This is a genomic window from Limnohabitans sp. Hippo3 (assembly GCF_003063665.1).
GTDB lineage: Bacteria > Pseudomonadota > Gammaproteobacteria > Burkholderiales > Burkholderiaceae_C > Limnohabitans_A.
Map to the genome: position 1 here is coordinate 48,359 of NZ_NESF01000006.1, position 22,457 is coordinate 70,815.

The following is a 22,457-nucleotide window of genomic DNA, read 5'->3' on the forward strand; positions in this document are numbered from 1 at the left end:
ACACTAAATGAGCCTGAGACTTTCCATCCTTGACCAATCGGCCGCTGCCTCCGGGCGCGGTCAGGACGCGACCATTCGCCAGACGCTGGCGCTGGCGCAAAAGGCCGAGGCCTGGGGTTATGACCGTTTCTGGGTGAGCGAGCACCACAGCCATCCCAGCATCGTGGGCAGTGCCCCTGAGGTTTTGATGGCCGCCATTGCCGCTCGCACCCAGCGCATCCGCATCGGCAGCGCGGGGGTGATGTTGCCGCACTACGCGCCGCTGAAGGTGGCTGAGCAGTTTCGCGTGCTGGACGCGCTGGCCCCGGGTCGCATTGATCTGGGTGTGGGCCGCGCCCCCGGCAGCGACGGTCGCACCGCACAACTGCTCAACCCCGACCGCAGCGCTTCGGAGCGCTTTCCGCAGCAGGTCATGGAGCTGCAAGCTTGGGTGAGCGGGCAGAACCTGCCACCGGGTCACCCGGGGCACAACGTCTACGCCTACCCGCAATCGGGCACCGCGCCCACGGTGTGGATGCTGGGCAGCTCAGACTACGGCGCCCAATTGGCGGCGCATTTGGGTCTGCCCTATGCGTTTGCCTACTTCATCACCGACGGGCAGGGCGCAGACGAGGCGCTGCAGATTTACCGCGAAACCTTCCGCCCCAGCGCGGGCTTGGCCAAACCCTCCGCCGCGCTGTGCGTCTGGGCCCTGGCGGCCGACACCGACGAAGAGGCGCTGCGCCTGTTCGAGAGCCGTGCCCGCTGGAAGATGGACCGGAATTTGGGCCGCATCGGGCCTCTTTTGCCACCCGAAGAAGCGGCGCGTGATTACAGCCCGGCTGAGCAGTTCGCCCTGCAGCGCCTGCGCGAATCGGCCCTGATCGGCTCGGCCGCCACCGTGGGCCGCAAGTTGCGCCAACTGGCGGCGCGGCTGGAGGTTGATGAACTGGTGGTCATCACCTGGACGCATGACCCTGCAGCCCAAATGCGTTCTTACGAGCTGCTCGCCCAAGAATTTGCATTGACGGCAAACTCTGCGCTTTGATTTTTAACCCCAAGGATTTTTGACATGTTCACCATCGCGATCGCTGGCAGCTTGCCCAAACCCGCCTGGTTGGCCGAGACCGAAAAACTCTGGCCCCAGTGGAAAACCCAAGGACCCGAGTTGCAACAAGCCAAGGCCGACGCCACGCTGCTGTGGATCAAACAGCAGGAAGACGCGGGCCTGGACGTGATCGGTGACGGCGAGCAAGCCCGCCAGCACTTTGTGCACGGCTTTGTGGAGCAGGTCGAGGGCATTGACTTCGTGAACAAAGTCACCATGGGCATCCGCAACAACCGCTACGACGCGCAGGTGCCACAAGTCATCGCGCCGCTGCGCCTCAAGGGCCGTGTGCATGCTTTTGAGGCCCAGCTGGCCCGCGCCCATACGAAAAAGAAACTGAAATTCACCTTGCCCGGCCCGATGACCATCGTGGACACCGTGGCCGACCGCTTTTATGGCGACAAGGTCAAGATGGCCATGGCTTTTGCCGAGCTGCTCAACCAGGAAGCGCTGGCGTTGCAAGCCGATGGCGTGGACATCATCCAGTTCGACGAACCGGCCTTCAACGTCTACATGGACGAAGCGGCCGACTGGGGTGTCAAGGCCCTGGAGGTGGCCGCGCGTGGCCTGACTTGCACCACGGCCGTCCACATTTGCTACGGCTACGGCATCGAAGCCAACAACAAATGGAAAGAGACACTGGGCGAGGAATGGCGCCAGTATGAAAAGGTGTTTCCGGCCCTGGCCAAGAGCAGCATCCAGCAAGTGAGTCTGGAGTGCATGCACTCGCATGTGCCGATGGAGCTGATGAAGTTGCTCGAAGGCAAGGACGTGATGGTCGGCGTGATCGACGTGGCCAACCCGGCCATCGAAACGCCCGAGGAAATTGCCGACACCATTGGCCGTGCCCTGCAGTTTGTGCCCAAACAGCACCTGATCGCCTGCACCAACTGTGGCCTGGCCCCGATGAGCCGCGCGGTGGCGGAAGCCAAGCTCAAGGCCCTGGCCGAAGGGGCCAAGCTGGCCAGCCAGCGCTACGCCTGAAAGCGCAGCTGCGGTCATTTCATGGAGACCCGCATTCGCGGGTATGACACCACGCTGTTGTCGCCTCTGATTTCATATGGGTAACACCCGACCCATCAGGGGTCCACGATTCGCAATGGGTCACACCCGACTTGATCGGGTGTCCATGCTTTCAAGCACGCATAGATACCCCCACATGCAGCTGTGAAACTGCCGCCATGGTGGTTGGCAGACCGAGAAGGCTTGGGGTCCGCGTTATGCTTGCATCCTTTGCCTGATTTCTCGGACGTTTTCATGCCTCAACAAACCCTGCTGCCGCCATTGACCCCAGCCGACCAGCTCAACGCCACCTTGGCCACGCAAGGCTTTGCGGTGCTTGGGGCTGCCACTGTCTGCGCTTTGGCAGGTGTGCAGATCGAGGACTTGCTGGCACTGGAGCCCAGCTGGAGCGATTTGCCACCGGACCAGTACCTCAAGGACGGTGGACGCTACCGGCGCCGTCGTCACGCCAGCTTTGAAGTCACGGCAGACCGGGCCATGGCCGTGGCGCACCGTGCCCATTGGCAACCCCTGTCTTACAACGCTTTGCACGGCGGCATGCAGCGCTGGTTTGAGCCCATGGCCCCCGAGGTGGTACAGCAGGTGGCTTGGCAAAAATTGTTGCTTTGGCTGGCCCGTGTGGCTTCAGCCGCGCAGGGCGATCAGACCTGGTTCACCGAGGCGCATCAGTTCCGCATCGACACCACCGACGGCATTGGCCGCCCCACGCCAGAGGGGGCGCACCGGGACGGGGTAAATTGGGTGGCGGTGTTTTTGGTCGGTCGCCACGGCATCAAAGGCGGCGAAACCCGGGTGTTCGACATGGACAGCCCACGGGGCCAGCGCTTCACCCTGACCGAGCCTTGGTCATTGCTCCTGCTGGACGACAGCCGGGTGATTCATGAAACTACGCCAATCCAGCCAGAGCAAGCAGGCGGCTGGCGCGACACCTTGGTCGTCACGCTGCGCGCAGAAGGCTTTTTGGACGAGCCCGCCTGATTTGTGGGCGTTCAGGCCGTTATATCCGGCTATTCAGATTCGTCATACCCGGCTTGACCGGGTATCTATGTCGGTCAAAGCCATGGCTTCCGATCCAGTCGATGGCGACAAACGAAGGCCTGGCCCCGCGCCATCAATCCCTGAAGTTGTCAAACGACAGCGGCAGCTCGGTCATGTCCTTGCGCAGCAGGGCCATGGCAGCCTGTAGGTCGTCGCGCTTGGCGCCGGTCACACGCACGGCATCGCCCTGGATGGACGCCTGCACCTTCAGCTTGCTTTCCTTGATCACTTTGGTGATTTTCTTGGCGTCTTCGGTCTCGATGCCGTTTTTCACCTTGATGACCTGTTTGACCTTGTCGCCGCCGATTTTCTCGACTTTGCCAATGTCCAGAAAGCGCACGTCCACGTTGCGCTTGGTCAGCTTGTTGCGCAGGATGTCTTCGACCTGCGTGAGCTGAAACTCGGCATCGCCGAACATCGTGATCTCTTTGTCCTTGAGCTCGATGGCAGCGGAAGTGCCTTTGAAGTCGAAACGGGTGCCGATTTCTTTGGCAGAGGTGTCAACGGCGTTGCGCACTTCGACCATATTGGGTTCGCAAACGGTATCAAACGAGGGCATGGCAGAAAAAATCCGAGGTTGAGAATGCGACAATTCTCCCATGAACCTGGAGAAAAATGTCCCCCTGCAGCCGTACAACACGTTCGGCATCGCCGCCAAGGCCCAGGCTTTGGTGCGGGTACGTTCCGAAGCCGATCTCTTGGCTGTTTTAGCCGACCCGCAACTCGCCACCGTGCCCCGGCAGGTGCTGGGCGGCGGCAGCAACATCGTTCTGACCGGGGACGTCAAGGCCCTGGTGCTCAAGATGGAGGTGCCCGGCATTCGCCTGGCTTCCGAGACCGACAAACACTGGATCATTGAAGCCGGTGCTGGTGTGGACTGGCACGCATTGGTGGCCTGGACCCTGGACAACGGCTACCCGGGCCTGGAAAACATGGCCCTGATCCCCGGCACCGTGGGCGCATCACCCGTGCAGAACATTGGCGCCTATGGCGTGGAGCTGCAGGACCGCTTTGACGCGCTCGACGCCATTGACCTGTTCACGGGCAAGATGTTCACCTTGAATGCGGCGCAGTGCGGCTTTAGCTACCGCGATTCGGTGTTCAAACACGCATCGGGCGGCCTAGATGGCCTGGGCCTGGCAGGCCGTGCGGTGATTTTTCGGGTGAGGTTCGCGCTGCCCAAGCGCTGGAAGCCTGAGCTGGGTTACCTGGATCTGGAGCGCAAGATGGCCGAGACCGGCATCTACAACCCCGATGCCCGGCAGATTTTTGATTGGGTCGTGGCGATCCGCCGCGCCAAACTGCCCGACCCGGCCGTGATCGGCAACGCCGGCAGCTTTTTCAAGAACCCCACCGTGACGCCGGAGCAATGCGCCGACATCATCGCCCGCGACCCGAAAGTGGTGCATTACCCCATGCCCGACGGCAGCATCAAGCTGGCGGCAGGTTGGTTGATCGACGCCTGCGGCTGGAAAGGCAAGAGCGTGGGCCACGCAGGCGTCTATGAGAAGCAGGCGTTGGTGCTGGTCAACCGGGGTGGGCGCGAGAACCCCTGCACGGGGGGGGAGGTGATGACTTTGGCCCGGGCCATCCAGACCAGTGTGTATGAGCGGTTTGGGATTCGGCTGGAGCCTGAGCCTGTTGTGATTTGATTTTTGCTTCTGTGGTGCTGTTCCGCGACGGGTTGGGGCCTGAGCGGTCGGCCTCATAACTCGCTTCGCTCGCCAAATCGGCCGATCCGCTCAGGCCCCAACCCGGTGCTGCACTGCCAAAGATTTCCAAAGAGCTCAATACCCGCTTGTGTTTCAACGGACGCAGCCTTGGTGCGGGTGCCTGCCGGACTCGCCGATTTGGCGAGCGAAGCGAGTTATGAGGCGAGCCGGCAGGCACCCGCAACAAGGCGGAAAACTCGCACAAAACCAAGCTCATAACAAAAAACGGCCCGAAGGCCGTTTTTTATTGGAGCAGCAAAAAATCACTTCTTGCCGTTGCCATCCAGCTTGTAGATGTGGGGGCCTTCGCCCACCGACAGCAGGCCCGTGTGGGCGTAGATGCCTAACTTGCCGCGGGTGTCGGTGATGTCGAGGTTGCGCATGGTCAGTTGGCCAATGCGGTCGAGCGGGCTGAACGGCGCATCTTCCACTTTTTCCATCGACAAACGCTCGGGGGCGTAAGTCAGGTTGGCCGATTCGGTGTTCAGGATGCTGTAGTCGTTGCCACGGCGAAGTTCCAGCGTCACGGTGCCGGTCACGGCGCGGGCCACCCAGCGCTGGGCGGTTTCGCGCAGCATGATGGACTGCGGGTCGAACCAGCGGCCCTGGTACAGCAAGCGGCCCAGGCGCAGGCCGTTGATGCGGTACTGCTCGATGGTGTCTTCGTTGTGGATGCCGGTGACCAGGCGCTCATAGGCGATGTGCAGCAGCGCCATGCCGGGGGCTTCGTAGATGCCGCGGCTCTTGGCTTCGATGATGCGGTTTTCGATCTGGTCGCTCATGCCCAGGCCGTGGCGGCCGCCGATTTCGTTGGCCTTGAGGAACAGTTCGACCGGGTCGGCGTATTCGACGCCATTCAGCGCAACGGGCATGCCTTCTTCAAAGCGCACGCTTACTTCTTCGGCTTTGACTTCCACCTCGGGCTTCCAGAACGCCACGCCCATGATGGGGTTGACGATCTTCATGCCGCTTTGCAGGCTTTCCAGGTCCTTGGCTTCGTGGGTCGCGCCCAACATGTTGCTGTCGGTGCTGTAGGCCTTTTCGGCGCTCATCTTGTAGCCAAAGCCGTTGGCCGTCATGAAAGCGCTCATTTCGGCGCGGCCACCCAGCTCGTCGATGAACAGCTGGTCGAGCCAGGGCTTGTAGATCTTGAGGCTCGGGTTGGTGAGCAGGCCGTAGCGGTAAAAGCGTTCGATGTCGTTGCCCTTGAAGGTGCTGCCGTCGCCCCAGATGTTGACGTCGTCTTCCTTCATGGCGGCCACCAGCATGGTGCCGGTCACGGCGCGGCCGAGCGGGGTGGTGTTGAAGTAGGTGATGCCACCGGTGGAAATGTGGAAGGCGCCGCACTGGATGGCGGCGATACCTTCGTGCGCCAGCTGGGTGCGGCAGTCGACCAGGCGGGCTTTTTCTGCGCCGTATTCCATCGCCTTGCGGGGAATCTCGTTGTAGTCGGCTTCGTCAGGCTGGCCCAGGTTGGCGGTGTAGGCGTAGGGCAGGGCGCCCTTTTGCTTCATCCACAGCAGGGCGGCAGAGGTGTCCAGGCCGCCCGAGAAGGCGATGCCGACTTTTTGCCCTTTGGGCAGGTTTTGCAGGATGGTGCTCATGTTCTGAATCCGATCAGCCGAAGTGGCAGATGTAGTGGTAGGGCTCGGTCACGCGGATTTCGAATTTGGAGTTACCAGGAATGCTGAACTCTTCGCCTGCGCTGGACTTGACCCAGGTGTCGCTGCCGTCGAGCTTGTATTCGCAAAAGCCGCCTACGCATTCCATGATTTCTGGGGCTCCTGTGTTGAAAGTCAGGGTGGACGGCAGGATCACGCCCACCGACAGCTTGGTGCCGTCGGGCAGGGTCAGGCCGTGGCTGACGCATTTGCCGTCAAAGTAAACATTGGCTTGGGTGTTGACGGAGACGCCGTCGATTTTTTCGGTGGTCATGGAGTGTGCTTTCTGGGGCGGTGGTTGCCGCGTCAATGCAAAAGGGCGTCTTGAGACGCCCTTTGCGGCAAATCAACCTGGCATTTTAGGCCAGACGCCGGGTCTGACCGCAGCGGATGGGGAAGGGGCTGCTCAGCGCCAGTGCCCATGTCGGTGCACAGGGGGCCACCCCCAGCCCATGGTCACGTGGCTGTAGACGGGTGGGTAGCTGCGGTACACAGGAGTGGGCAAATACACCACGCGCGACTCGGTGATCACTGCGGGGGCCTCGGGCGCTTGCGAACGTGGGGCGACCATGGGCGTGACTTGCAGTGGGATGGTCGGGCCGGGGTCTTGGGGCAACTGAACGTTGTATTGCTTGCCCGCATATTCATAGGCCACGTTGTAGCCGATCAGGCGGTTTTCGTAGACGGTTTGGGTGGTGCAGGTGGTGGTTGGCGTGGATGCGTTTTGGCCTTCCACATTGTTGCCCAGGACTGCACCGCCGATCATCCCGGCCATGGTGGCGATGCCTTGGCTGTCGCGGCCGCCCAGCTGGCTGCCAATCAACCCCCCGGTGATCGCGCCGATGATGGCACCTCCGCCAGACGTTTGCGCTGGGACTGAGGGGGGTGGGGTCGTACAGGTCTGGCGCGGCACAGCCACCTGTTGGTAAACCGGGGTGCGCGAAAGCACTTGACCGACTTCCTGGCCGTGCGCCCAAGCGGCTGTGACACAGATCAAAGCGATGGTGGCGTGTTTTTTCATGAAATGGTTCTTTGCGGCGGGCGCGAAATGAAGTTTATGCCGACCGAGCTGTCTGGCGTATGGCGAGATCGTAAAGTTTTGTAGCTGGCACCCGATCGAGCGTCGATTCACCGATTCGCGGTTCAGGCAGGCCACTGCTCGGGTGTGAACCCGATGGTGATTTGCCCCGAGGGCCAGGCAATGACCGGCCGCTTGATGGTGCTGGCGTGTTCGAGCATGACTTTTTTGGCGCTGGCGCTGTCGGTCACGCTGGCTTGCACCGCGGCGTCCAGCTTGCGCCAGGTGGTGCCTTTGCGGTTGAGCAGGGTTTCCCAGCCCACCGCGTCCAGCCACGTGTCCAGCTGCGCCTCGGGCACGCCTTGTTTTTTGAAATCGTGAAATGCCGCGTTCAAGCCCTGGTCAGTGAGCCAGGTGCGGGCTTTTTTGACGGTGTCGCAATTGGGAATGCCGTAAACAATGGGGTCCATGGGGATTTGATCCAAGGGAAAGTGACAAGACTGGGCGACAATCGCCGCCTATGAAGACTCTACAGGAATGGCTCGACTGGTGCGAGCAGTTACACCCCGTGGCCATAGACATGGGGCTGGACCGCGTGAAAACCGTGGCCGACCGCATGCAGCTGCGTTTCGACTGCCCGGTGATCACCGTGGCGGGTACCAATGGCAAGGGCTCGACCTGCGCCATGCTCGAAGCCGTTTTGCTGCAAGCCGGTTACCGCACAGGCGTCTACACCTCGCCGCACCTGGTGCATTTTGAAGAGCGCTGCCGCCTGCATGGCGAATCGGCTTCGGCCGAAGTGTTTGCCGAAGCTTTTGCCGCCGTGGAAGCGGTGCGGGGCGATGTGAGCCTGACCTATTTCGAGTTCAGCACACTGGCCATCCTGCATCTGATGGCCCGCGCCAACCTGGATGTGGCGATTTTGGAGGTCGGTTTGGGCGGGCGTCTGGACGCGGTGAACATCATCGACGCTGACTGCGCTGTGATCACCAGCATCGACATCGACCACACGGCCATTTTGGGCAAAGACCGCGAAAGCATTGGCTTTGAGAAGGCGGGCATCATGCGCGCCGGGCGGCCTGTGATCGTGAGCGACCCGGTGCCGCCGCAAAGCGTGATCGACCATGCGGCTGCAGTCGGCGCTGATCTGTGGCAGTTTGGCCGTGATTTCAATTTTTCGGGCGACAAGCAGCAGTGGGCCTGGGCGGGGCGCGACCGCCGCTACAGCGGCATGGCCTATCCGGCCTTGCGCGGGGCCAACCAGTTGATCAACGCCTCGGGTGTGTTGGCTGCGCTGGACGCCTTGCGCCAGCGCATCCCCGTCACGGCCCAGGCGGTGCGCAACGGTCTGGCCATGGTGGAGTTGCCTGGGCGCTTCCAGATCGTGCCGGGCCAGCCGGTTTTGGTGCTGGACGTGGCGCACAACCCCCATTCGGTGGCGGCACTGGCGGCCAACCTGGACGCCATGGGCTTTTACCCCACCACCCACGCGGTGCTGGGGGCCATGGCCGACAAGGACCTCTTGCCCATGCTGCAAAAGGTCAACCCGATGGTGGATAAGTGGTATTTCACCGATTTGCCCCTGCCCCGGGCCGCCAAAGCGGCCGATTTGCAGCAGGCCTGGCAAACGCAAAACACCCGCACCGACACCGCCTCGAGCGTACACGCCGACCCCATGCAGGCCCTGCAGGCGGCCATCGATGCGGCAGACCCGGCTGATAGAATCGTGGTCTTTGGCTCCTTCTATACCGTGGGCGGTGTTTTGAAAGACGGCATCCCGCGTCTGCATGCCAAACACCTGAGCCCGTGAGCACCACGCCATGGCCTTTTTCAAGTTCCGATTTCCTGGTCAAACCGCTTCGGGTGAAGCGGTGACTGCCGGCCCCAACGAAAACATCGAAGTGGTTCGCCGCCGCGCGCGGCACCGTTTGATGGGGGCTGTGGTGCTGGTGCTGGTGGCCGTGGTGGGATTTCCCCTGCTGTTCGATACCCAGCCCCGACCTGTCGCGGTGGACACGCCCATCGTGATTCCTGACCGGCAAAGCACACCCCCCTTGTCGAGCGGCACCCCGGTGCCCGCAAGCCAGGCCCCAGCCAAACCATTGTTGCCTGCCTCCGAGCCTGTGACGGCCCAAGCCAGTCTGGATGCCCGTGAAGAGGTGGTCCCTGCGCCCGCGCCCACCTCGCCAGCCCCCCAGGCAGAGCCTGCCAAAGTGGCTCCGCCAGTTGCGAAAGCCCCAGACAAAGAACCCGTGGTTAAGCAGAATGTCCCTGCCGCGGCCCCGGTAAAGGCGGACAAGCCCGCACCCGTGAAGCCCAAGGACGATGGCGACAAGGCCCAGGCACTGCTGGAGGGTAAGCAATCTGTCAAGGCATCCGCTGGGCGCGTCGTGATCCAGGTGGGCGCGTTCAGCGATCCTGCCAAAGTGCGTGAAGTGCGCAGCAAGCTGGAGCAAGCGGGCGTGAAAACCTACACCCAGATGGTGGAGCGCGACGGCAAGAGCACGACCCGCATCCGTGTGGGCCCTTTCGAAACGCGTGAAGAAGCCGACAAAGTGGCCGCCCGCATTCGCAAGCTCGACTTGCCTGTGTCTTTCTTGAAGATCTGACATGGCGGTCAGCCTCACCGATTGGGTTTTGTTGGGGGTGTTGTTCGCCTCCATGCTGGTGGGACTTTGGCGCGGGCTGGTCTATGAGGTGTTGTCCCTGGCGGGCTGGGTGGCTGCTTTTGTGGTGGCGCAGTGGCTGGCAGCCGATGTGGTCGGTTGGCTGCCCATGATCCAGGGCGCTCCCCAATCGGTGCAGTACGCGGTGGCTTTTGCGGTGGTTTTCATGGCCACGGTCTTTGCCGCTGGCTTGTTGTCCTGGTTGATCAAGAAGCTGGTGGAAACGGTCGGTTTGCGTCCGGTCGATCGCACGCTGGGCGGTGTGTTCGGCTTGGCGCGTGGACTGGTGCTGTTGTTGGCTTTGACTGTTGTCCTGCAATTGACGGGCATGGCGCGTGACACCTGGTGGACGTCGGCCCAAGGCCCGGTTTGGCTGGACCTCATCCTGACGGGCCTGAAGCCCCTTTTGCCCCAGACCTTTGTGGAATATCTGCCCTGAGTTTTTCGGGACAGTTCGATTTTTGAACGGATTAAAAGTATGTGTGGAATTGTCGGCGTTGTCAGCAGCGCACCGGTCAATCAGTTGATTTACGACGCCTTACTGCTGCTGCAGCACCGTGGCCAGGATGCCGCAGGCATCGTCACGCAACTGGACCGCAAGTTTTTCATGCACAAGGCCAAGGGCATGGTGCGCGACGTGTTTCGCACCCGCAACATGCGCAGCTTGCCCGGCAATTGCGGTCTGGGCCAGGTGCGTTACCCGACAGCGGGTAACGCCTTCAGCGAAGAAGAGGCGCAGCCGTTTTATGTGAACGCCCCCTTTGGCCTGGTGCTAGTGCACAACGGCAACCTGACCAATGCGCACGCGCTCAAGGCCGAATTGTTTTCCAACGACCACCGCCACATCAACACCGAGAGCGACTCCGAGGTGCTGCTCAACGTGCTGGCCCACGAGCTGGAAAAAACCACGCGCGGCTTGCCGCTGAAGCCGGTGGACGTGTTCGAGGCCGTGCGCGGGGTGAACCGCCGTGTCAAAGGCTCTTACGCGGTGATCGCGCTGATCGCTGGTCATGGCCTGGTGGCTTTCCGTGACCCGCACGGCATTCGCCCCTTGTGCGTGGGCCGCAGCGCCGACGGCACCATCATGTTGGCCAGCGAGTCGGTGGCGCTCGATGGCACAGGGCACCAATTCGAGCGCGATGTGGCGCCAGGCGAGGCGATTTTTGTCGACCTGCAGGGGCAGATGCACAGCCAGCCCTGCAGCGACAAGGCGCAGTTGAGTCCCTGCATTTTTGAATACGTCTATCTGGCCCGGCCTGATTCCACCATGGATGGCATCTCGGTCTACCAGGCCCGCTTGAACTTGGGCGAGACCCTGGCCAAGCGTGTGATTTCCACCGTGCCACCGAGCGACATCGATGTGGTCATTCCAATCCCCGAGTCCAGCCGCCCCAGCGCCACGCAACTCGCACACCTGCTGGGCATCCCCTACCGCGAAGGTTTTGTGAAAAACCGTTATGTGGGCCGCACCTTCATCATGCCGGGTCAGGCGGTCCGCAAGAAGTCGGTGCGTCAAAAGCTCAACGTCATCGTGAGCGAATTCAAGGGTCGCAATGTGCTGCTGGTGGACGACTCCATCGTGCGCGGCACCACCAGCCGGGAGATTGTGCAAATGGCACGTGATGCCGGTGCCCGCAAGGTCTACATGGCCAGCGCCGCGCCGCCTGTGCGCTACCCCAACGTGTACGGCATCGACATGCCCACCAAAGAAGAGTTGGTGGCGCACGGCCGCAGCATCGAAGAAATCCGCGAGATCATTGGTTGCGACGCCCTGATTTACCAGGACGTGGACGCCATGAAAACCGCCGTGGCCCAAGCGCGTGTCAACGCTGCCGGGGCACTGTCCAACTTTGATGCGTCCTGTTTCGACGGTGTGTACGTGACAGGCGACATTTCCATCGACGACATCACCCGCTTGAACCAAACCCGCCCCCAGGTGGAAGAGGGCGACGACGACCATTCGCGTTTGGCTTTGCCCAACGCCAGCGATTGAGCCCAGCCATGACGCAAGCCAAGCAATTTGACGATCTGCACATCGAAACCCTGGCGGTGCGTGCCGCTGTGGAGCGCAGCCAGTACGGTGAAAATTCCGAGGCCCTGTTCCTGACCAGCGGTTATGTGCAACCCACGGCCGCCGCCGCCGCCGCCCGATTTGCGGGTGATGAAGAAGGCTACACCTACGGCCGCTACGGCAACCCCACGGTGGCCAGCATGGAGATGCGCCTGGCCGCGCTCGAGGGGACTGAAGCGGCCATGGGCACAGCCTCGGGCATGTCGGCCATCTTGATGATGTGCCTGGGGCTGCTCAAAGCGGGCGACCATGTCCTGTGTTCGCGCTCCATGTTTGGCTCGACCATCAAGTTGATCGGCTCGGACCTGGCCAAGTTCGGTGTGGAGTCCAGCTTTGTCTCGCAAACCGACTTGAAGGAGTGGCAAGCCGCCATCCGCCCCAACACACGCTTGTTGTTTGCCGAAACGCCCACCAACCCCTTGACCGAGGTGTGCGACATCCAGGCGCTGGCCGACATGGCGCACAACGCAGGCGCGTTGTTTGCCGTAGACAACTGCTTTGCGACGCCTGCTTTGCAGCGCCCGGTGGCCATGGGAGCCGACATCATCATGCATTCGGGCACCAAGTACCTGGACGGCCAGGGCCGCGTGATGGCGGGTGCCTTGTGCGCGCCGCAGCAAATGATTACTCAGAAGTTTTTGCCGGTGCTCAAAAGCGGCGGCATGACGCTGGCACCTTTCAATGCCTGGGTGGTGCTCAAAGGTCTGGAAACGCTGGACCTGCGCATGCGGGCGCAGAGCGCCCGTGCGCAAATCCTGGCCGAGTGGCTCGAAAAGCATCCCTCGGTGGCCCGCGTGTATTACCCTGGCTTGGCAAGCCATCCGCAACACGATCTGGCTATGCGCCAGATGTCCGGCTTGGGCGGCGCGGTCTTGTCTTTCGACGTGAAAGCCGATGGCCCCGAGCAAGCCCGCGCACGGGCATTCCATGTGCTCGATTCGATGCAAATGTTGTCTTTATCGACCAACCTGGGGGACACCAAAACCCTGGTGGCCCACCCGGCCAGCACTTCGCACGGCCGCCTGACCGAGGCCCAGCGCCAAGCTGCTGGTATTGGCCAGGGCCTGATCCGCGTGGCCGTCGGCCTCGAATACCCGCAAGACATTCAAAAAGACCTCTCCCGTGGTCTCGACACCCTCTGATATGACCCTTCCTGTACGCACGCGCACCCGCTTTGCCCCATCGCCCACGGGCTTCATTCATCTGGGCAACATCCGCTCGGCTTTGTACCCCTGGGCCTTTGCCCGCGCTACGGGTGGCGACTTCATCTTGCGCATCGAAGACACCGACCTGGACCGCTCCACGCAAGCGTCGGTCGACGTGATCATCGAAGGCATGGCCTGGTTGGGGCTGGACCACGACGAAGGTCCCTTCTACCAAATGCAACGCATGGACCGCTACAAGGCGGTGCTGGCCGACTTGATTGCCGCGGGCCATGTCTACCCTTGCTACATGAGCATGGCAGAACTCGACGCCTTGCGCGAACGCCAGATGGCCAACAAGGAAAAGCCCCGTTACGACGGCACCTGGCGTCCGGCAGAGGGCAAAACCTTGCCCACGATTCCCGAGGGTGTGAAGCCCGTGCTGCGCTTCAAGAACCCGATCGGCGGTGTGGTGGCTTGGGACGACAAGGTCAAAGGCCGCATCGAGATCAGCAACGACGAGCTCGATGACCTGGTGATCGCCCGCCCTGACGGCACGCCCACCTACAACTTCTGCGTGGTGGTGGACGACATCGACATGCAGATCACCCATGTGATCCGTGGCGACGACCATGTGAACAACACGCCACGTCAGATCAACATCTTCAAAGCCTTGGGCAAAGAGCCTCCGGTGTATGCCCACTTGCCCACCGTGCTGAATGAACAGGGCGAGAAGATGAGCAAGCGCAACGGGGCCAAGGCGGTCACGGCCTACCGCGACGAAGGCTATTTGCCCGATGCCATGGTCAACTACCTAGCGCGTCTGGGCTGGAGCCACGGCGACGACGAAATCTTCAGCCGTGCACAGTTCCTCGAGTGGTTCAACCTGGACCACCTGGGCCGCAGCGCCGCCCAGTTTGACGAGGCCAAGCTCAAGTGGGTCAATGCCCAGCACCTCAAGGCCATGCCTGATGATGCGCTGGCCCAGCATGTTCAGCCCTTTCTGGCCAAACTGGGTGTGGTGGCCGATGAGCGCCTGGCCAATATTTGCGGCCTGTTCAAGGACCGCTGTGACACGCTGGTCGTTTTGGCCCAATGGATTTCGGCGTTTTATTTGGACGTGGTGCCCAATGCCGAAGAGAAAGCCCAGCATGTGACCGATGTGGTCAAGCCTGCTTTGGCTGTGTTGGCGGGCAAGCTGTCCAGCTGTGCGTGGGACAAGGCATCCATTGCGGCGGCGATCAAGGAAACCTTGGCCGAAACCGGCCTCAAGATGCCTCAAATCGCCATGCCTGTTCGGGTGTTGGTGATGGGCACGGCCCAGACACCATCGCTCGATGCGGTGCTCGCTTTGAGCCAGAGAGAAAAAATTCTGGAGCGCTTGAAAAACGCCTGAAATTCTGTCTATAATTCAAGTCTCGACACCAACGAGGCATAACGAAAAAGCAGCAATGCTCGACGTTTTACCAAAGGGGGTATAGCTCAGCTGGGAGAGCGCTTGCATGGCATGCAAGAGGTCAGCGGTTCGATCCCGCTTACCTCCACCAACGTGTTGAGAATGTTCGCAAGAACAAGTTTCGAAAGAAACAGTCCAGGTTATGACCCTATCGTCTAGAGGCCTAGGACATCACCCTTTCACGGTGAGTACCGGGGTTCGAATCCCCGTAGGGTCGCCAAGTTTTGTAGCACTTGGTCAGTTGCACAAGCAGCCTGACAAAAGTTACAGCTACCAGGAGTGGTAGTTCAGTTGGTTAGAATACCGGCCTGTCACGCCGGGGGTCGCGGGTTCGAGTCCCGTCCACTCCGCCAAAAAATAAAAACCGTTGTAAGTCTTGGACTTACAACGGTTTTTTGTTTTCTGAATCCACTTGATTGAATTTGGGATCTTGTCAAGGCGCAGGCGTGATCTCTCATCCTCTAGTTGCGCTTTTCAAGGCTTACCATGGTGTGCTCGACCGCGGCCATGAAATCTGCCAAGTGAACGCTACCGGTTTTGCGGTCTATTGTCACAATCGCCGCTTCATTCACCAGATTGGCCCACTCTGCTCGGGCGAAGCCAGGGCATCCCATCGGTGAAATGGGCAACAGACATCGTGCGTAGAAAAAACGACAGTGGACAAGGGGCTTGCAAGGGCCCTTGGGGCGATGCGTAATTCCACCGCGCTCCTCGTTGTCAGGCAGCACGGATGCTGCCTATTTGGATAGATGGAGAACACACCATGAGCAACCTCACACGATTCAACCCATTCAGCGAATTGCGCGACCCTTTCAATGAGGATTTTTTCAAAGGGTTTGCGATGCGTCCCATGTACCGACTGATGGAGGGCGAGCCTCAGATGCGGCTGGATTTGACAGAAGATGACAAAAATTTCTTTGTCAAAGCCGAAATTCCAGGCGTCAAGAAAGAAGACATCAAAGTGTCTGTGGAGGGCAATCAGGTGTCCTTGAGCGCCGAAGTGAAAAAGGAAAAAGAAGAAAAAGAGGGCTCTAAGATCATTCGCAGTGAGCGCTATTACGGAAGCGTCGCACGCAGCTTCACCTTGGATGAAAGCGTGGACCAAGCTAAGGCTTCCGCCAAATACGAAGACGGTGTGTTGCAGCTGACTTTGCCGAAGAAACCCAACGGCCAAAGCCATTTGCTCAAGATCGCATGATGACCCGGCTTGGGCTGCGGCCCAAGTGGTGCAAGGCCATTTTCGTGGGGCTTGACCCCACTTCTCACACCAGAATGTGGTGTTTGCCGATCGGGTGCACGCTGCTGGCCTGCGGACCTTCATCGCCGATGTCCTCGACGTAATACACAGGTGTACCGATCTGCAGCTTGTCCAGGTCCTCGCCCACCAGGCTGTTGCGATGGAAGTAAAGCCAGCGACCATCGACCGACTCAATCCGCCCGAATGTTTTGTCTGGCGCGATTTCAGTGATGTGTCCATGCGGTCTTTCTTCGTGCTGTTTGACATGGCCTTGCTGGTGCCTTACCAGGTCTTCCAGTTGACGGCGCATGGCATCAAAAGCATCTCGAATGGCCACATACACGTCGGTGTAAGCGTGGTTCTGATCAGGCTGTCGGTCTGCAATCAGTTCATGCCCGGGAACCTTCACAGCCATGCGCACATGGAAATGGTTGCCTTGGGTGTGATGTCGGTGCAGCTGTTCGATGGTGACATGGCAGTTGTGGATGCTGGGGTGAAACTTTCCCAGTTTGTCGGCTTGGTGGCGTATGTGGGTCTCAAGGGCCTCGGAGTAGGCCAGATGACGAAAATGGATTTCCAGAGGAACGGGTGCTGTGGGTTTCATGGTTTTTCCTGTAGTCGAGACCCCATGGAACATCATCGGAGCCGGTACGGGTAGAGAGGTTCGTCATGCCATCGTGGCGGGCTTTGTATGTCCGGTCTGTCTCTTGACTCACCGAGGCGTTTTGCAGGCGGTTAACCAAGGCACTGACAACCGAGGGTGCGCGAGGCACGATGCGAGCCAGCTGACACCTTTAAGGAATCATGATGGGCAAACAATTGACAGCGGACGATATTTGCAAACGCAAGGTCACCGTGGCTTACAAAAAAACCAGTGTGGTGGCTGCAGCGCAGCTCATGCGGGAAGACCACGTGGGTTCCTTGGTGGTGGTCAATGACGAGAACGGCAGTCGGCAGGTGTGTGGCTTGATCACCGACCGTGACATCGTGATGTCTGTGGTCGCTACCGGTTTGGTGCCTGAGCCTTTGTGTCTGGAGGACATCATGACTGAGCGTGTGGTCACGGTGAACGAAGCCGACTCCTTGCTGGACATGATGCGCAGCATGCGTGAGCATGGTGTGCGGCGCTTGCCCGTGGTCGGACAGCAGGATGAGCTGATGGGGATCGTGAGCATGGACGATGTGCTGAAAATACTTGCCCAAGAGATGAACGCGTTGGTGGGCACCATGGAGACAGGCATCAGGCAGGAGCGAGAGCGCCGTCAGTGAGCCCGCTTGTGGCGATGAAAACGCATTCTGGCGATTCAGGGTTGGGGGTTTGGCTCATCTGGCTGACAGGGTGAGGCTTGGATTTGTGCTGCGCATCCATCAAGCGAATGCTGTTGCAGAGGTCTTGAACAGCATGCATTGCCGCATGTCTCTGGGCTACAAAAATGGGATGCCGATCAACCCCCACGCTGGGGCCACGACTTGAGCCAAAGGGTCTACACCAACGGGTCAATTGACCACCGAGTGGGCCTCCCGAATAATGAAACACGGTTCAGACTGAAAAGTGAAAAGGATCAGAGCATGGCTCAAAAACATTGGATATTGGTGGCCAACGCTTCACAGGCGAAAGTTTGGGAGCGCACATCGTTCAACGAGCCCTTGGTGGAAGTGATCGATTGGATTCATCCGGAAAGTCGCATGCCTGCAAGCCAGACCGAGCGTGCACCATTGGGGCATTCAGAAGCAGGTCGGGCGGGTTTGGCGCCCCGTGCAGAACTTAAACAGCTGCATCGCAGCGAGTTTGCCAAGACGTTGGCGAAGTATTTTCACGAAGCGGTGATGAACCACCGTATGAGCGCCTTGGCCTTGTTCGTCTCCAACCCCTTCATGGGTGAGTTGTTGTCGCACCTGGACCCGTCCGTGCAACACACCCTTGTGGCCCAACATGTGCTGGATTTGACGTCCTTGAACGTGACCGAGCTGGATAAGCGCCTACGCAGTGAATTTCGTTTGTAACGACGCCAGCACCTGCGCATCGTCCACCTGTGGGAACTGTTGGTAAAACTGTGCCACAGCCATGAAGTCCTCGGGGGCATGCAGGTACACCGTTTCGTCGGCCAGGGGTTTGATTCGGGCAAGCGCATCCGGGCTGGCCACCGGAATGGCGCAGACCAAACGCTGCGGGTGGTGTTGGCGCACGGCTTTGAGTGCCGACATCATGGTGGCCCCTGTGGCCAAGCCATCGTCCACCACAATGACCACACGCCCCTGCACCGGAATCGGTGCCCGAATTTGGCTGTATTGCTGGCGTCGGGCCTTCAGTGTTTTCATCTGCAGTTTGATTTCATCTTTCACGTACTGCGGGTCGATGCCCAGCGTTGCAGCGCAGGGCGAGAGGTAGGCCAGCCCTGTTTCGTCCATAGCGCCGATGGCCACTTCGGGCTGAGACGGTGTGCGCAGTTTTCGCACCAGCACCACATCCATTTGCCCATGCAACACATCCGCAATCCAGGCACCCATGGGCACAGCGCCTCGGGGTATCGCCAGAATCAAAGGGTTTTGGCCTTCGTACTTTTTGAGTGCCTTGCTTAATTGGCGGGCAGCGTCCAGGCGGTCTTTGAACATGGCGGATTCCGTTGCAGTGGTTGGATCGCATTGTCAAAAAAGCGGCGGTTTGGGTCTGTACCTGGCACCACAAACCCAGCGCCCAGAGCAGGGTTCACTCATCCGTGCGCATGAAAAAGCCGCTCAACGGACGCTGAGCGGCTTGTGCTTTGCGCCCCGTCCCTGTCGGGGGCTTGGCGTTTGCTTGGGCTTACAGACCCGCAGCCGCTTTCAGCGCGGCGGCACGGTCAGTGCGCTCCCAAGTGAAGTCGGGCTCGTCGCGGCCAAAGTGGCCATAGGCGGCGGTCTTGCTGTAGATCGGGCGCAGCAAGTCCAGCATCTGGATGATGCCTTTGGGGCGCAGGTCAAAGTGCTCGGCCACCAGAGCCGACAATTTTTCGTCCGAGATCACGCCAGTGCCTGCGGTGTTGACGGTGATGTTCATGGGGCGGGCCACGCCAATCGCGTAAGCCACCTGCACCTGGCACTGGGTGGCCAGACCTGCGGCCACGATGTTCTTGGCCACGTAGCGGGCGGCGTAAGCGGCCGAGCGGTCCACTTTCGATGGGTCTTTGCCCGAGAACGCGCCACCACCGTGGGGGCAAGCGCCGCCGTAGGTGTCCACAATGATCTTGCGGCCTGTGAGACCGCAATCGCCCTGGGGGCCGCCGATGACGAAGCGGCCTGTCGGATTGATCAGGTATTGGGTGTCTTGCAGCCACTCTTTGGGCAGCACCGGCTTGATGATTTCTTCGATGATCGCTTCGGTGAAGCTGGCTTTCATCTTGGTGGCAGTCTCCGACTGGTCGGGGCTGTGCTGGGTGGACAGCACCACGGTGTCGATGCTGTGTGGCTTGCCATCCACATAGCGCATGGTCACCTGGCTCTTGGCGTCGGGGCGCAAGAAAGGCAGACGTCCGTCCTTGCGCAGCTGGGCCTGGCGCTCGACCAGGCGGTGGGCGTAATAGATCGGGGCGGGCATCAGCTCAGGGGTTTCGCTGCAGGCATAGCCGAACATCAGGCCCTGGTCGCCCGCACCGATGTTGAGGTGGTCGTCCGATGCGTGGTCAACGCCCTGGGCGATGTCGTTGCTCTGCTTGTCGTAGCAGACCATGACCGCGCAGCCTTTGTAGTCGATGCCGTAGTCGGTGTTGTCGTAGCCGATGCGTTTGATGGTGTCGCGGGCGACCTGGATGTAGTCGACGTGCGCGTTGGTGGTGATTTCTCCGGCCAGGACCACCAGACCGGTGTTGGTCAGGGTCTCGGCGGCCACGCGGCTGCGGGGGTCTTGCTCAAAGATCGCGTCGAGGATCGCGTCCGAGATCTGGTCGGCGACCTTGTCGGGATGGCCTTCGGAGACGGATTCCGAGGTGAAGAGGTAATTACTGGACATGAAAAAGGCTCCTAAAGTTTCAGTGGTTTGTCGGCGTTGCCGACCCTGAAAACCCGGAGCCTGGCGAACGCTTTAGCAGGTTTTATGAATCGCCCTGCAAGTAGTTCAGATAACTCGGCGATGAACGGATTATAAAAGATGTCAGAACATCCCCCGAAATCATGTCCAATACAGCCCATGGACATCCCCACCCCGATTGAAAACCGCTTGGTCGACCTGGAAATCAAGGCCGGCTTCACCGAAGACCTGCTCGACCAGCTCAATGCGCAGGTTTACCGACAGCAGCAGCAAATTGACGCGCTGATTCAGGAGCTGCGCCAGATGCGCGATCGTCTGCCCGAATCGGGTGGCGGCGCCGAGGTGCGCAACCTGCGTGATGAAATTCCGCCGCATTACTGAAACCTCTGTATTTGAAGCCGATGCACAGCGTTCAGGACATCCGCGACCACTTGCGCGCCTTAGGAGCCAACGCCCTGCACGAGCAGCGTGTGCTGCGCCTGTGGGCCCAAGCCAAGCCGCAGGACAGTGGCCGCAGGCCTTTGGCGAGCTTCATGCCCACGGCGGTGCGCGAGGCGCTGCCCGCGCTTACCCAAACGCTGACCGGCCTAGTCACGCTGCGCGAACAACACCCGGGCCAAGACGGTTCGGCCCGCTTGCTGGTCGGCCTGCAAGACGGCCAGACGGTGGAAAGCGTGCTGTTGCCACGCGACGGTCTGTGTGTGTCGTCTCAAGTGGGCTGCGCGGTGGGCTGCGTGTTTTGCATGACCGGGCGCGAAGGGCTGATTCGGCAGGTGGGCAGCGCCGAAATCGTGGCGCAAGTCGCTTTGGCGCGCACGCTGAGACCGGTCAAAAAAGTCGTGTTCATGGGCATGGGCGAGCCTTCGCACAACCTGGACGCTGTGATGGAGGCCATCGACCTGCTGGGGATGGTGGGCAATATCGGGCATAAAAACCTGGTGTTTTCCACAGTGGGCGATGCGCGCGTGTTCGAGCGCTTGCCGCAAGGGCGAGTCAAACCGGCGCTGGCCTTGTCACTGCACACCACCCGGGCCGATCTGCGGGCGCAACTGCTGCCGCGGGCGCCGCGCTTTGACCCGCAAGATTTGGTCGAGGCGGGCGAGGTCTATGCCCGTGCGACTGGCTACCCGATCCAGTACCAGTGGACGCTGATCGAGGGCGTGAACGACAGCGACGAAGAAATCGAGGGCATCGTGCGTTTGCTGAAGGACAAATACGCGCTGATGAACATGATTCCGTACAACGCGGTGCCCGATTTGCCTTACGCCCGGCCCAGTTGGGAACGTGCCGCCGAAATCGCCCGCACCCTGCACCGGCGGGGTGTGCTCACCAAATTGCGCCAGTCGGCCGGGCAGGATGTGGATGGCGGCTGCGGCCAGCTGCGGGCGCGGGATGTGGTTCAGCGTGAGCAGCGGGTGCATATGCACCCGCACCCGCGAGTTAACGCCCCGGCAATTTGACCAAGCCGCTGGACAGGGCGGTGCCCAGCAAAATCACCGCGCCGCACAACAGCATCCAGGCCGTCACGCTTTCGCCCAAAAAAAGCACGCCGTAAGCGATGGCAAACACCGGCACCAAAAAGGTCACTGTCAGCGCCCGTGCAGGCCCCGAGTTCTCTATCAGCTTGAAATACAGGATGTAGGCCACCCCGGTGCACAGCACGCCCACCACCAGCAAGGCCCACCATGCCGAGGCGCTGGGCCAGTGGTCCGGCTTGAACCACAAAGCTGGCAAGACCAGAGCCAGAGTCGCCCCAATTTGGCTGCCTGTGGCGGTGACCAGAGGTGGCAGGCTGGGGATGTGTTTTTTGGTGAAGCTCGCGGCCAGCGCGTAGCAGGTGGTTGCGACCAGGCAAGCGGCCACCGCCCAAACCGGGGCGATGCCCGAGGCGTTGGGTTTGAAGCTGGCTTGACCACCTGCCAACAGCACCACGCCACCAAAACCGACCGCCAGACCCACCGTGCGCGAGAGCGTTGGCTTGTCACCCAGCCAAAGCCAGGCGACCAATGCACCAAACAGCGGCACGGTGGCGTTCAGGATGGATGAAAACCCCGTGGTGATGTGCATCACTGCAAAGGAATACAAGGCAAACGGAATGCCGCTGTTGAGCACGCCCACAAACAGCACGGGCTTCCAGTGTTGGCGCAAATCGGCCCAGTGGCCTTTGGCCAGCATCAGGGGCAGCAAAAAAACCGAGGCAATGGCCACACGAACAGCGGCTGTGGGCAAAGCGCCCAGTTCCAGTGCCGCCACGCGCATGAACAGAAAAGAGGAGCCCCAGATGGCGGCCAGGATCAAAAAGTCGGCTAGCCAGCCTTTGGCGGGAGAAACATGCATGGAGAA

General features: G+C 60.6%; 24 protein-coding genes and 3 tRNA genes. 18 read left to right on the top strand and 9 right to left on the bottom strand.

Features of this window, described 5'->3' with window-relative positions; all coding sequences use genetic code 11:
* The first annotated feature begins 7 nt into the window (after nucleotides 1-7).
* The 3 genes from B9Z34_RS08485 (at nucleotide 8) to B9Z34_RS08495 (ending at nucleotide 3,088) form a co-directional block, all read left to right on the top strand.
* Nucleotides 8-1,027, top strand: a complete 1,020-nt coding sequence (locus B9Z34_RS08485; protein ID WP_199220098.1) for an LLM class flavin-dependent oxidoreductase — start codon at nucleotides 8-10, stop codon at nucleotides 1,025-1,027.
* 24 nt (nucleotides 1,028-1,051) lie between these two features.
* Nucleotides 1,052-2,071, top strand: a complete 1,020-nt coding sequence (locus tag B9Z34_RS08490) for a methionine synthase (protein WP_108427690.1) — start codon at nucleotides 1,052-1,054, stop codon at nucleotides 2,069-2,071.
* 273 nt (nucleotides 2,072-2,344) lie between these two features.
* Nucleotides 2,345-3,088 (top strand): 2OG-Fe dioxygenase family protein, encoded by a 744-nt coding sequence (locus tag B9Z34_RS08495; RefSeq protein ID WP_108427691.1) that lies wholly within the window; start codon nucleotides 2,345-2,347, stop codon nucleotides 3,086-3,088.
* Nucleotides 3,089-3,221: 133 nt separating this feature from the next.
* Here the strand turns inward: B9Z34_RS08495 and B9Z34_RS08500 are convergent, their stop codons facing one another.
* Nucleotides 3,222-3,707: a YajQ family cyclic di-GMP-binding protein gene (locus B9Z34_RS08500; protein ID WP_108427692.1), complete on the bottom strand. Its 486-nt coding sequence runs from the start codon at nucleotides 3,705-3,707 to the stop codon at nucleotides 3,222-3,224.
* Between the two features lie 40 nt (nucleotides 3,708-3,747).
* Here B9Z34_RS08500 and murB point away from each other — a divergent pair, with 40 nt between their 5' ends.
* Nucleotides 3,748-4,800, top strand: a complete 1,053-nt coding sequence (gene murB / locus B9Z34_RS08505; RefSeq protein WP_108427693.1) for a UDP-N-acetylmuramate dehydrogenase — start codon at nucleotides 3,748-3,750, stop codon at nucleotides 4,798-4,800.
* A gap of 323 nt (nucleotides 4,801-5,123) precedes the next feature.
* On the opposite strand, the gene argG is transcribed toward murB, so the two are convergent.
* The 4 genes from argG to B9Z34_RS08525 form a co-directional block, all read right to left on the bottom strand.
* Nucleotides 5,124-6,464, bottom strand: a complete 1,341-nt coding sequence (gene argG / locus B9Z34_RS08510) for an argininosuccinate synthase (protein WP_108427694.1) — start codon at nucleotides 6,462-6,464, stop codon at nucleotides 5,124-5,126.
* Between the two features lie 13 nt (nucleotides 6,465-6,477).
* Nucleotides 6,478-6,795 (bottom strand): pyrimidine/purine nucleoside phosphorylase, encoded by a 318-nt coding sequence (locus B9Z34_RS08515; protein ID WP_108427695.1) that lies wholly within the window; start codon nucleotides 6,793-6,795, stop codon nucleotides 6,478-6,480.
* A 132-nt stretch (nucleotides 6,796-6,927) separates the two neighbouring features.
* Nucleotides 6,928-7,542, bottom strand: coding sequence for a glycine zipper 2TM domain-containing protein (locus B9Z34_RS08520; protein WP_108427696.1), 615 nt, complete (start codon nucleotides 7,540-7,542; stop codon nucleotides 6,928-6,930).
* Between the two features lie 122 nt (nucleotides 7,543-7,664).
* Nucleotides 7,665-8,009, bottom strand: a complete 345-nt coding sequence (locus tag B9Z34_RS08525) for an ArsC family reductase (protein WP_108427697.1) — start codon at nucleotides 8,007-8,009, stop codon at nucleotides 7,665-7,667.
* Between the two features lie 50 nt (nucleotides 8,010-8,059).
* On the opposite strand from B9Z34_RS08525, the gene folC reads away from it, so the two are divergent.
* The 10 genes from folC (at nucleotide 8,060) to B9Z34_RS08575 (ending at nucleotide 16,072) form a co-directional block, all read left to right on the top strand.
* Nucleotides 8,060-9,349: a bifunctional tetrahydrofolate synthase/dihydrofolate synthase gene (folC, locus tag B9Z34_RS08530; RefSeq protein WP_108427698.1), complete on the top strand. Its 1,290-nt coding sequence runs from the start codon at nucleotides 8,060-8,062 to the stop codon at nucleotides 9,347-9,349.
* A gap of 10 nt (nucleotides 9,350-9,359) precedes the next feature.
* Nucleotides 9,360-10,148, top strand: a complete 789-nt coding sequence (locus B9Z34_RS08535; RefSeq protein WP_108427699.1) for an SPOR domain-containing protein — start codon at nucleotides 9,360-9,362, stop codon at nucleotides 10,146-10,148.
* 1 nt (nucleotide 10,149) lies between these two features.
* Entirely contained in the window at nucleotides 10,150-10,644 is a 495-nt protein-coding gene (locus B9Z34_RS08540) for a CvpA family protein (protein WP_108427700.1), read from the top strand.
* A gap of 39 nt (nucleotides 10,645-10,683) precedes the next feature.
* Nucleotides 10,684-12,198, top strand: a complete 1,515-nt coding sequence (purF, locus tag B9Z34_RS08545) for an amidophosphoribosyltransferase (protein WP_108427701.1) — start codon at nucleotides 10,684-10,686, stop codon at nucleotides 12,196-12,198.
* Nucleotides 12,199-12,206: 8 nt separating this feature from the next.
* On the top strand, nucleotides 12,207-13,418 hold the full coding sequence (locus B9Z34_RS08550) for an O-succinylhomoserine sulfhydrylase (protein ID WP_108427702.1): 1,212 nt from the start codon (nucleotides 12,207-12,209) through the stop codon (nucleotides 13,416-13,418).
* Between the two features lies 1 nt (nucleotide 13,419).
* Nucleotides 13,420-14,814 carry a glutamate--tRNA ligase gene (gltX, locus tag B9Z34_RS08555; protein ID WP_108427703.1) on the top strand — a complete coding sequence of 465 codons (1,395 nt, stop codon included), beginning with the start codon at nucleotides 13,420-13,422 and terminating at the stop codon, nucleotides 14,812-14,814.
* A 75-nt stretch (nucleotides 14,815-14,889) separates the two neighbouring features.
* Nucleotides 14,890-14,965, top strand: a tRNA-Ala gene (locus B9Z34_RS08560).
* 53 nt (nucleotides 14,966-15,018) lie between these two features.
* Nucleotides 15,019-15,094 (top strand) — tRNA-Glu (locus B9Z34_RS08565).
* A gap of 56 nt (nucleotides 15,095-15,150) precedes the next feature.
* Nucleotides 15,151-15,227, top strand: a tRNA-Asp gene (locus tag B9Z34_RS08570).
* A 410-nt stretch (nucleotides 15,228-15,637) separates the two neighbouring features.
* Nucleotides 15,638-16,072, top strand: a complete 435-nt coding sequence (locus B9Z34_RS08575) for an Hsp20/alpha crystallin family protein (protein WP_108427704.1) — start codon at nucleotides 15,638-15,640, stop codon at nucleotides 16,070-16,072.
* A gap of 64 nt (nucleotides 16,073-16,136) precedes the next feature.
* On the opposite strand, the gene B9Z34_RS08580 is transcribed toward B9Z34_RS08575, so the two are convergent.
* Complete coding sequence (locus tag B9Z34_RS08580) at nucleotides 16,137-16,715, bottom strand: HPF/RaiA family ribosome-associated protein (protein WP_108427705.1); 579 nt, start codon at nucleotides 16,713-16,715, stop codon at nucleotides 16,137-16,139.
* Nucleotides 16,716-16,918: 203 nt separating this feature from the next.
* Between B9Z34_RS08580 and B9Z34_RS08585 the strand changes: the two genes are divergently transcribed.
* Together B9Z34_RS08585 and B9Z34_RS08590 are read left to right on the top strand one after the other, a co-directional pair.
* Complete coding sequence (locus tag B9Z34_RS08585) at nucleotides 16,919-17,380, top strand: CBS domain-containing protein (RefSeq protein ID WP_108427777.1); 462 nt, start codon at nucleotides 16,919-16,921, stop codon at nucleotides 17,378-17,380.
* A 300-nt stretch (nucleotides 17,381-17,680) separates the two neighbouring features.
* Complete coding sequence (locus B9Z34_RS08590; RefSeq protein ID WP_108427706.1) at nucleotides 17,681-18,115, top strand: host attachment protein; 435 nt, start codon at nucleotides 17,681-17,683, stop codon at nucleotides 18,113-18,115.
* On the opposite strand, the gene B9Z34_RS08595 is transcribed toward B9Z34_RS08590, so the two are convergent.
* Nucleotides 18,092-18,724 (bottom strand): phosphoribosyltransferase, encoded by a 633-nt coding sequence (locus tag B9Z34_RS08595; RefSeq protein ID WP_108427707.1) that lies wholly within the window; start codon nucleotides 18,722-18,724, stop codon nucleotides 18,092-18,094. The two genes, B9Z34_RS08590 and B9Z34_RS08595, sit on opposite strands and share 24 nt — an antisense overlap.
* A 190-nt stretch (nucleotides 18,725-18,914) precedes the next feature.
* Nucleotides 18,915-20,096 (bottom strand): methionine adenosyltransferase, encoded by a 1,182-nt coding sequence (gene metK / locus B9Z34_RS08600; protein ID WP_108427708.1) that lies wholly within the window; start codon nucleotides 20,094-20,096, stop codon nucleotides 18,915-18,917.
* Nucleotides 20,097-20,273: 177 nt separating this feature from the next.
* On the opposite strand from metK, the gene B9Z34_RS08605 reads away from it, so the two are divergent.
* Both B9Z34_RS08605 and B9Z34_RS08610 read left to right on the top strand, forming a co-directional pair.
* Nucleotides 20,274-20,495, top strand: coding sequence for a SlyX family protein (locus tag B9Z34_RS08605; RefSeq protein WP_108286412.1), 222 nt, complete (start codon nucleotides 20,274-20,276; stop codon nucleotides 20,493-20,495).
* A gap of 20 nt (nucleotides 20,496-20,515) precedes the next feature.
* Nucleotides 20,516-21,574: an RNA methyltransferase gene (locus tag B9Z34_RS08610; protein WP_108427709.1), complete on the top strand. Its 1,059-nt coding sequence runs from the start codon at nucleotides 20,516-20,518 to the stop codon at nucleotides 21,572-21,574.
* Here B9Z34_RS08610 and B9Z34_RS08615 read toward each other — a convergent pair.
* Nucleotides 21,555-22,451 carry a DMT family transporter gene (locus B9Z34_RS08615; RefSeq protein WP_108427710.1) on the bottom strand — a complete coding sequence of 299 codons (897 nt, stop codon included), beginning with the start codon at nucleotides 22,449-22,451 and terminating at the stop codon, nucleotides 21,555-21,557. The genes B9Z34_RS08610 and B9Z34_RS08615 overlap by 20 nt on opposite strands.
* Nucleotides 22,452-22,457 lie beyond the last annotated feature (6 nt).

Bases quoted from the DNA above. Each gene is read 5' to 3' on its own strand.
- B9Z34_RS08485 (WP_199220098.1), top strand. From the start codon at position 8: ATGAGCCTGAGACTTTCCATCCTTGACCAATCGGCCGCTGCCTCCGGG.
- B9Z34_RS08490 (WP_108427690.1), top strand. From the start codon at position 1,052: ATGTTCACCATCGCGATCGCTGGCAGCTTGCCCAAACCCGCCTGGTTG.
- B9Z34_RS08495 (WP_108427691.1), top strand. From the start codon at position 2,345: ATGCCTCAACAAACCCTGCTGCCGCCATTGACCCCAGCCGACCAGCTC.
- B9Z34_RS08500 (WP_108427692.1), bottom strand. From the start codon at position 3,707: ATGCCCTCGTTTGATACCGTTTGCGAACCCAATATGGTCGAAGTGCGC.
- murB (WP_108427693.1), top strand. From the start codon at position 3,748: ATGAACCTGGAGAAAAATGTCCCCCTGCAGCCGTACAACACGTTCGGC.
- argG (WP_108427694.1), bottom strand. From the start codon at position 6,464: ATGAGCACCATCCTGCAAAACCTGCCCAAAGGGCAAAAAGTCGGCATC.
- B9Z34_RS08515 (WP_108427695.1), bottom strand. From the start codon at position 6,795: ATGACCACCGAAAAAATCGACGGCGTCTCCGTCAACACCCAAGCCAAT.
- B9Z34_RS08520 (WP_108427696.1), bottom strand. From the start codon at position 7,542: ATGAAAAAACACGCCACCATCGCTTTGATCTGTGTCACAGCCGCTTGG.
- B9Z34_RS08525 (WP_108427697.1), bottom strand. From the start codon at position 8,009: ATGGACCCCATTGTTTACGGCATTCCCAATTGCGACACCGTCAAAAAA.
- folC (WP_108427698.1), top strand. From the start codon at position 8,060: ATGAAGACTCTACAGGAATGGCTCGACTGGTGCGAGCAGTTACACCCC.
- B9Z34_RS08535 (WP_108427699.1), top strand. From the start codon at position 9,360: ATGGCCTTTTTCAAGTTCCGATTTCCTGGTCAAACCGCTTCGGGTGAA.
- B9Z34_RS08540 (WP_108427700.1), top strand. From the start codon at position 10,150: ATGGCGGTCAGCCTCACCGATTGGGTTTTGTTGGGGGTGTTGTTCGCC.
- purF (WP_108427701.1), top strand. From the start codon at position 10,684: ATGTGTGGAATTGTCGGCGTTGTCAGCAGCGCACCGGTCAATCAGTTG.
- B9Z34_RS08550 (WP_108427702.1), top strand. From the start codon at position 12,207: ATGACGCAAGCCAAGCAATTTGACGATCTGCACATCGAAACCCTGGCG.
- gltX (WP_108427703.1), top strand. From the start codon at position 13,420: ATGACCCTTCCTGTACGCACGCGCACCCGCTTTGCCCCATCGCCCACG.
- B9Z34_RS08575 (WP_108427704.1), top strand. From the start codon at position 15,638: ATGAGCAACCTCACACGATTCAACCCATTCAGCGAATTGCGCGACCCT.
- B9Z34_RS08580 (WP_108427705.1), bottom strand. From the start codon at position 16,715: ATGAAACCCACAGCACCCGTTCCTCTGGAAATCCATTTTCGTCATCTG.
- B9Z34_RS08585 (WP_108427777.1), top strand. From the start codon at position 16,919: ATGGGCAAACAATTGACAGCGGACGATATTTGCAAACGCAAGGTCACC.
- B9Z34_RS08590 (WP_108427706.1), top strand. From the start codon at position 17,681: ATGGCTCAAAAACATTGGATATTGGTGGCCAACGCTTCACAGGCGAAA.
- B9Z34_RS08595 (WP_108427707.1), bottom strand. From the start codon at position 18,724: ATGTTCAAAGACCGCCTGGACGCTGCCCGCCAATTAAGCAAGGCACTC.
- metK (WP_108427708.1), bottom strand. From the start codon at position 20,096: ATGTCCAGTAATTACCTCTTCACCTCGGAATCCGTCTCCGAAGGCCAT.
- B9Z34_RS08605 (WP_108286412.1), top strand. From the start codon at position 20,274: ATGGACATCCCCACCCCGATTGAAAACCGCTTGGTCGACCTGGAAATC.
- B9Z34_RS08610 (WP_108427709.1), top strand. From the start codon at position 20,516: ATGCACAGCGTTCAGGACATCCGCGACCACTTGCGCGCCTTAGGAGCC.
- B9Z34_RS08615 (WP_108427710.1), bottom strand. From the start codon at position 22,451: ATGCATGTTTCTCCCGCCAAAGGCTGGCTAGCCGACTTTTTGATCCTG.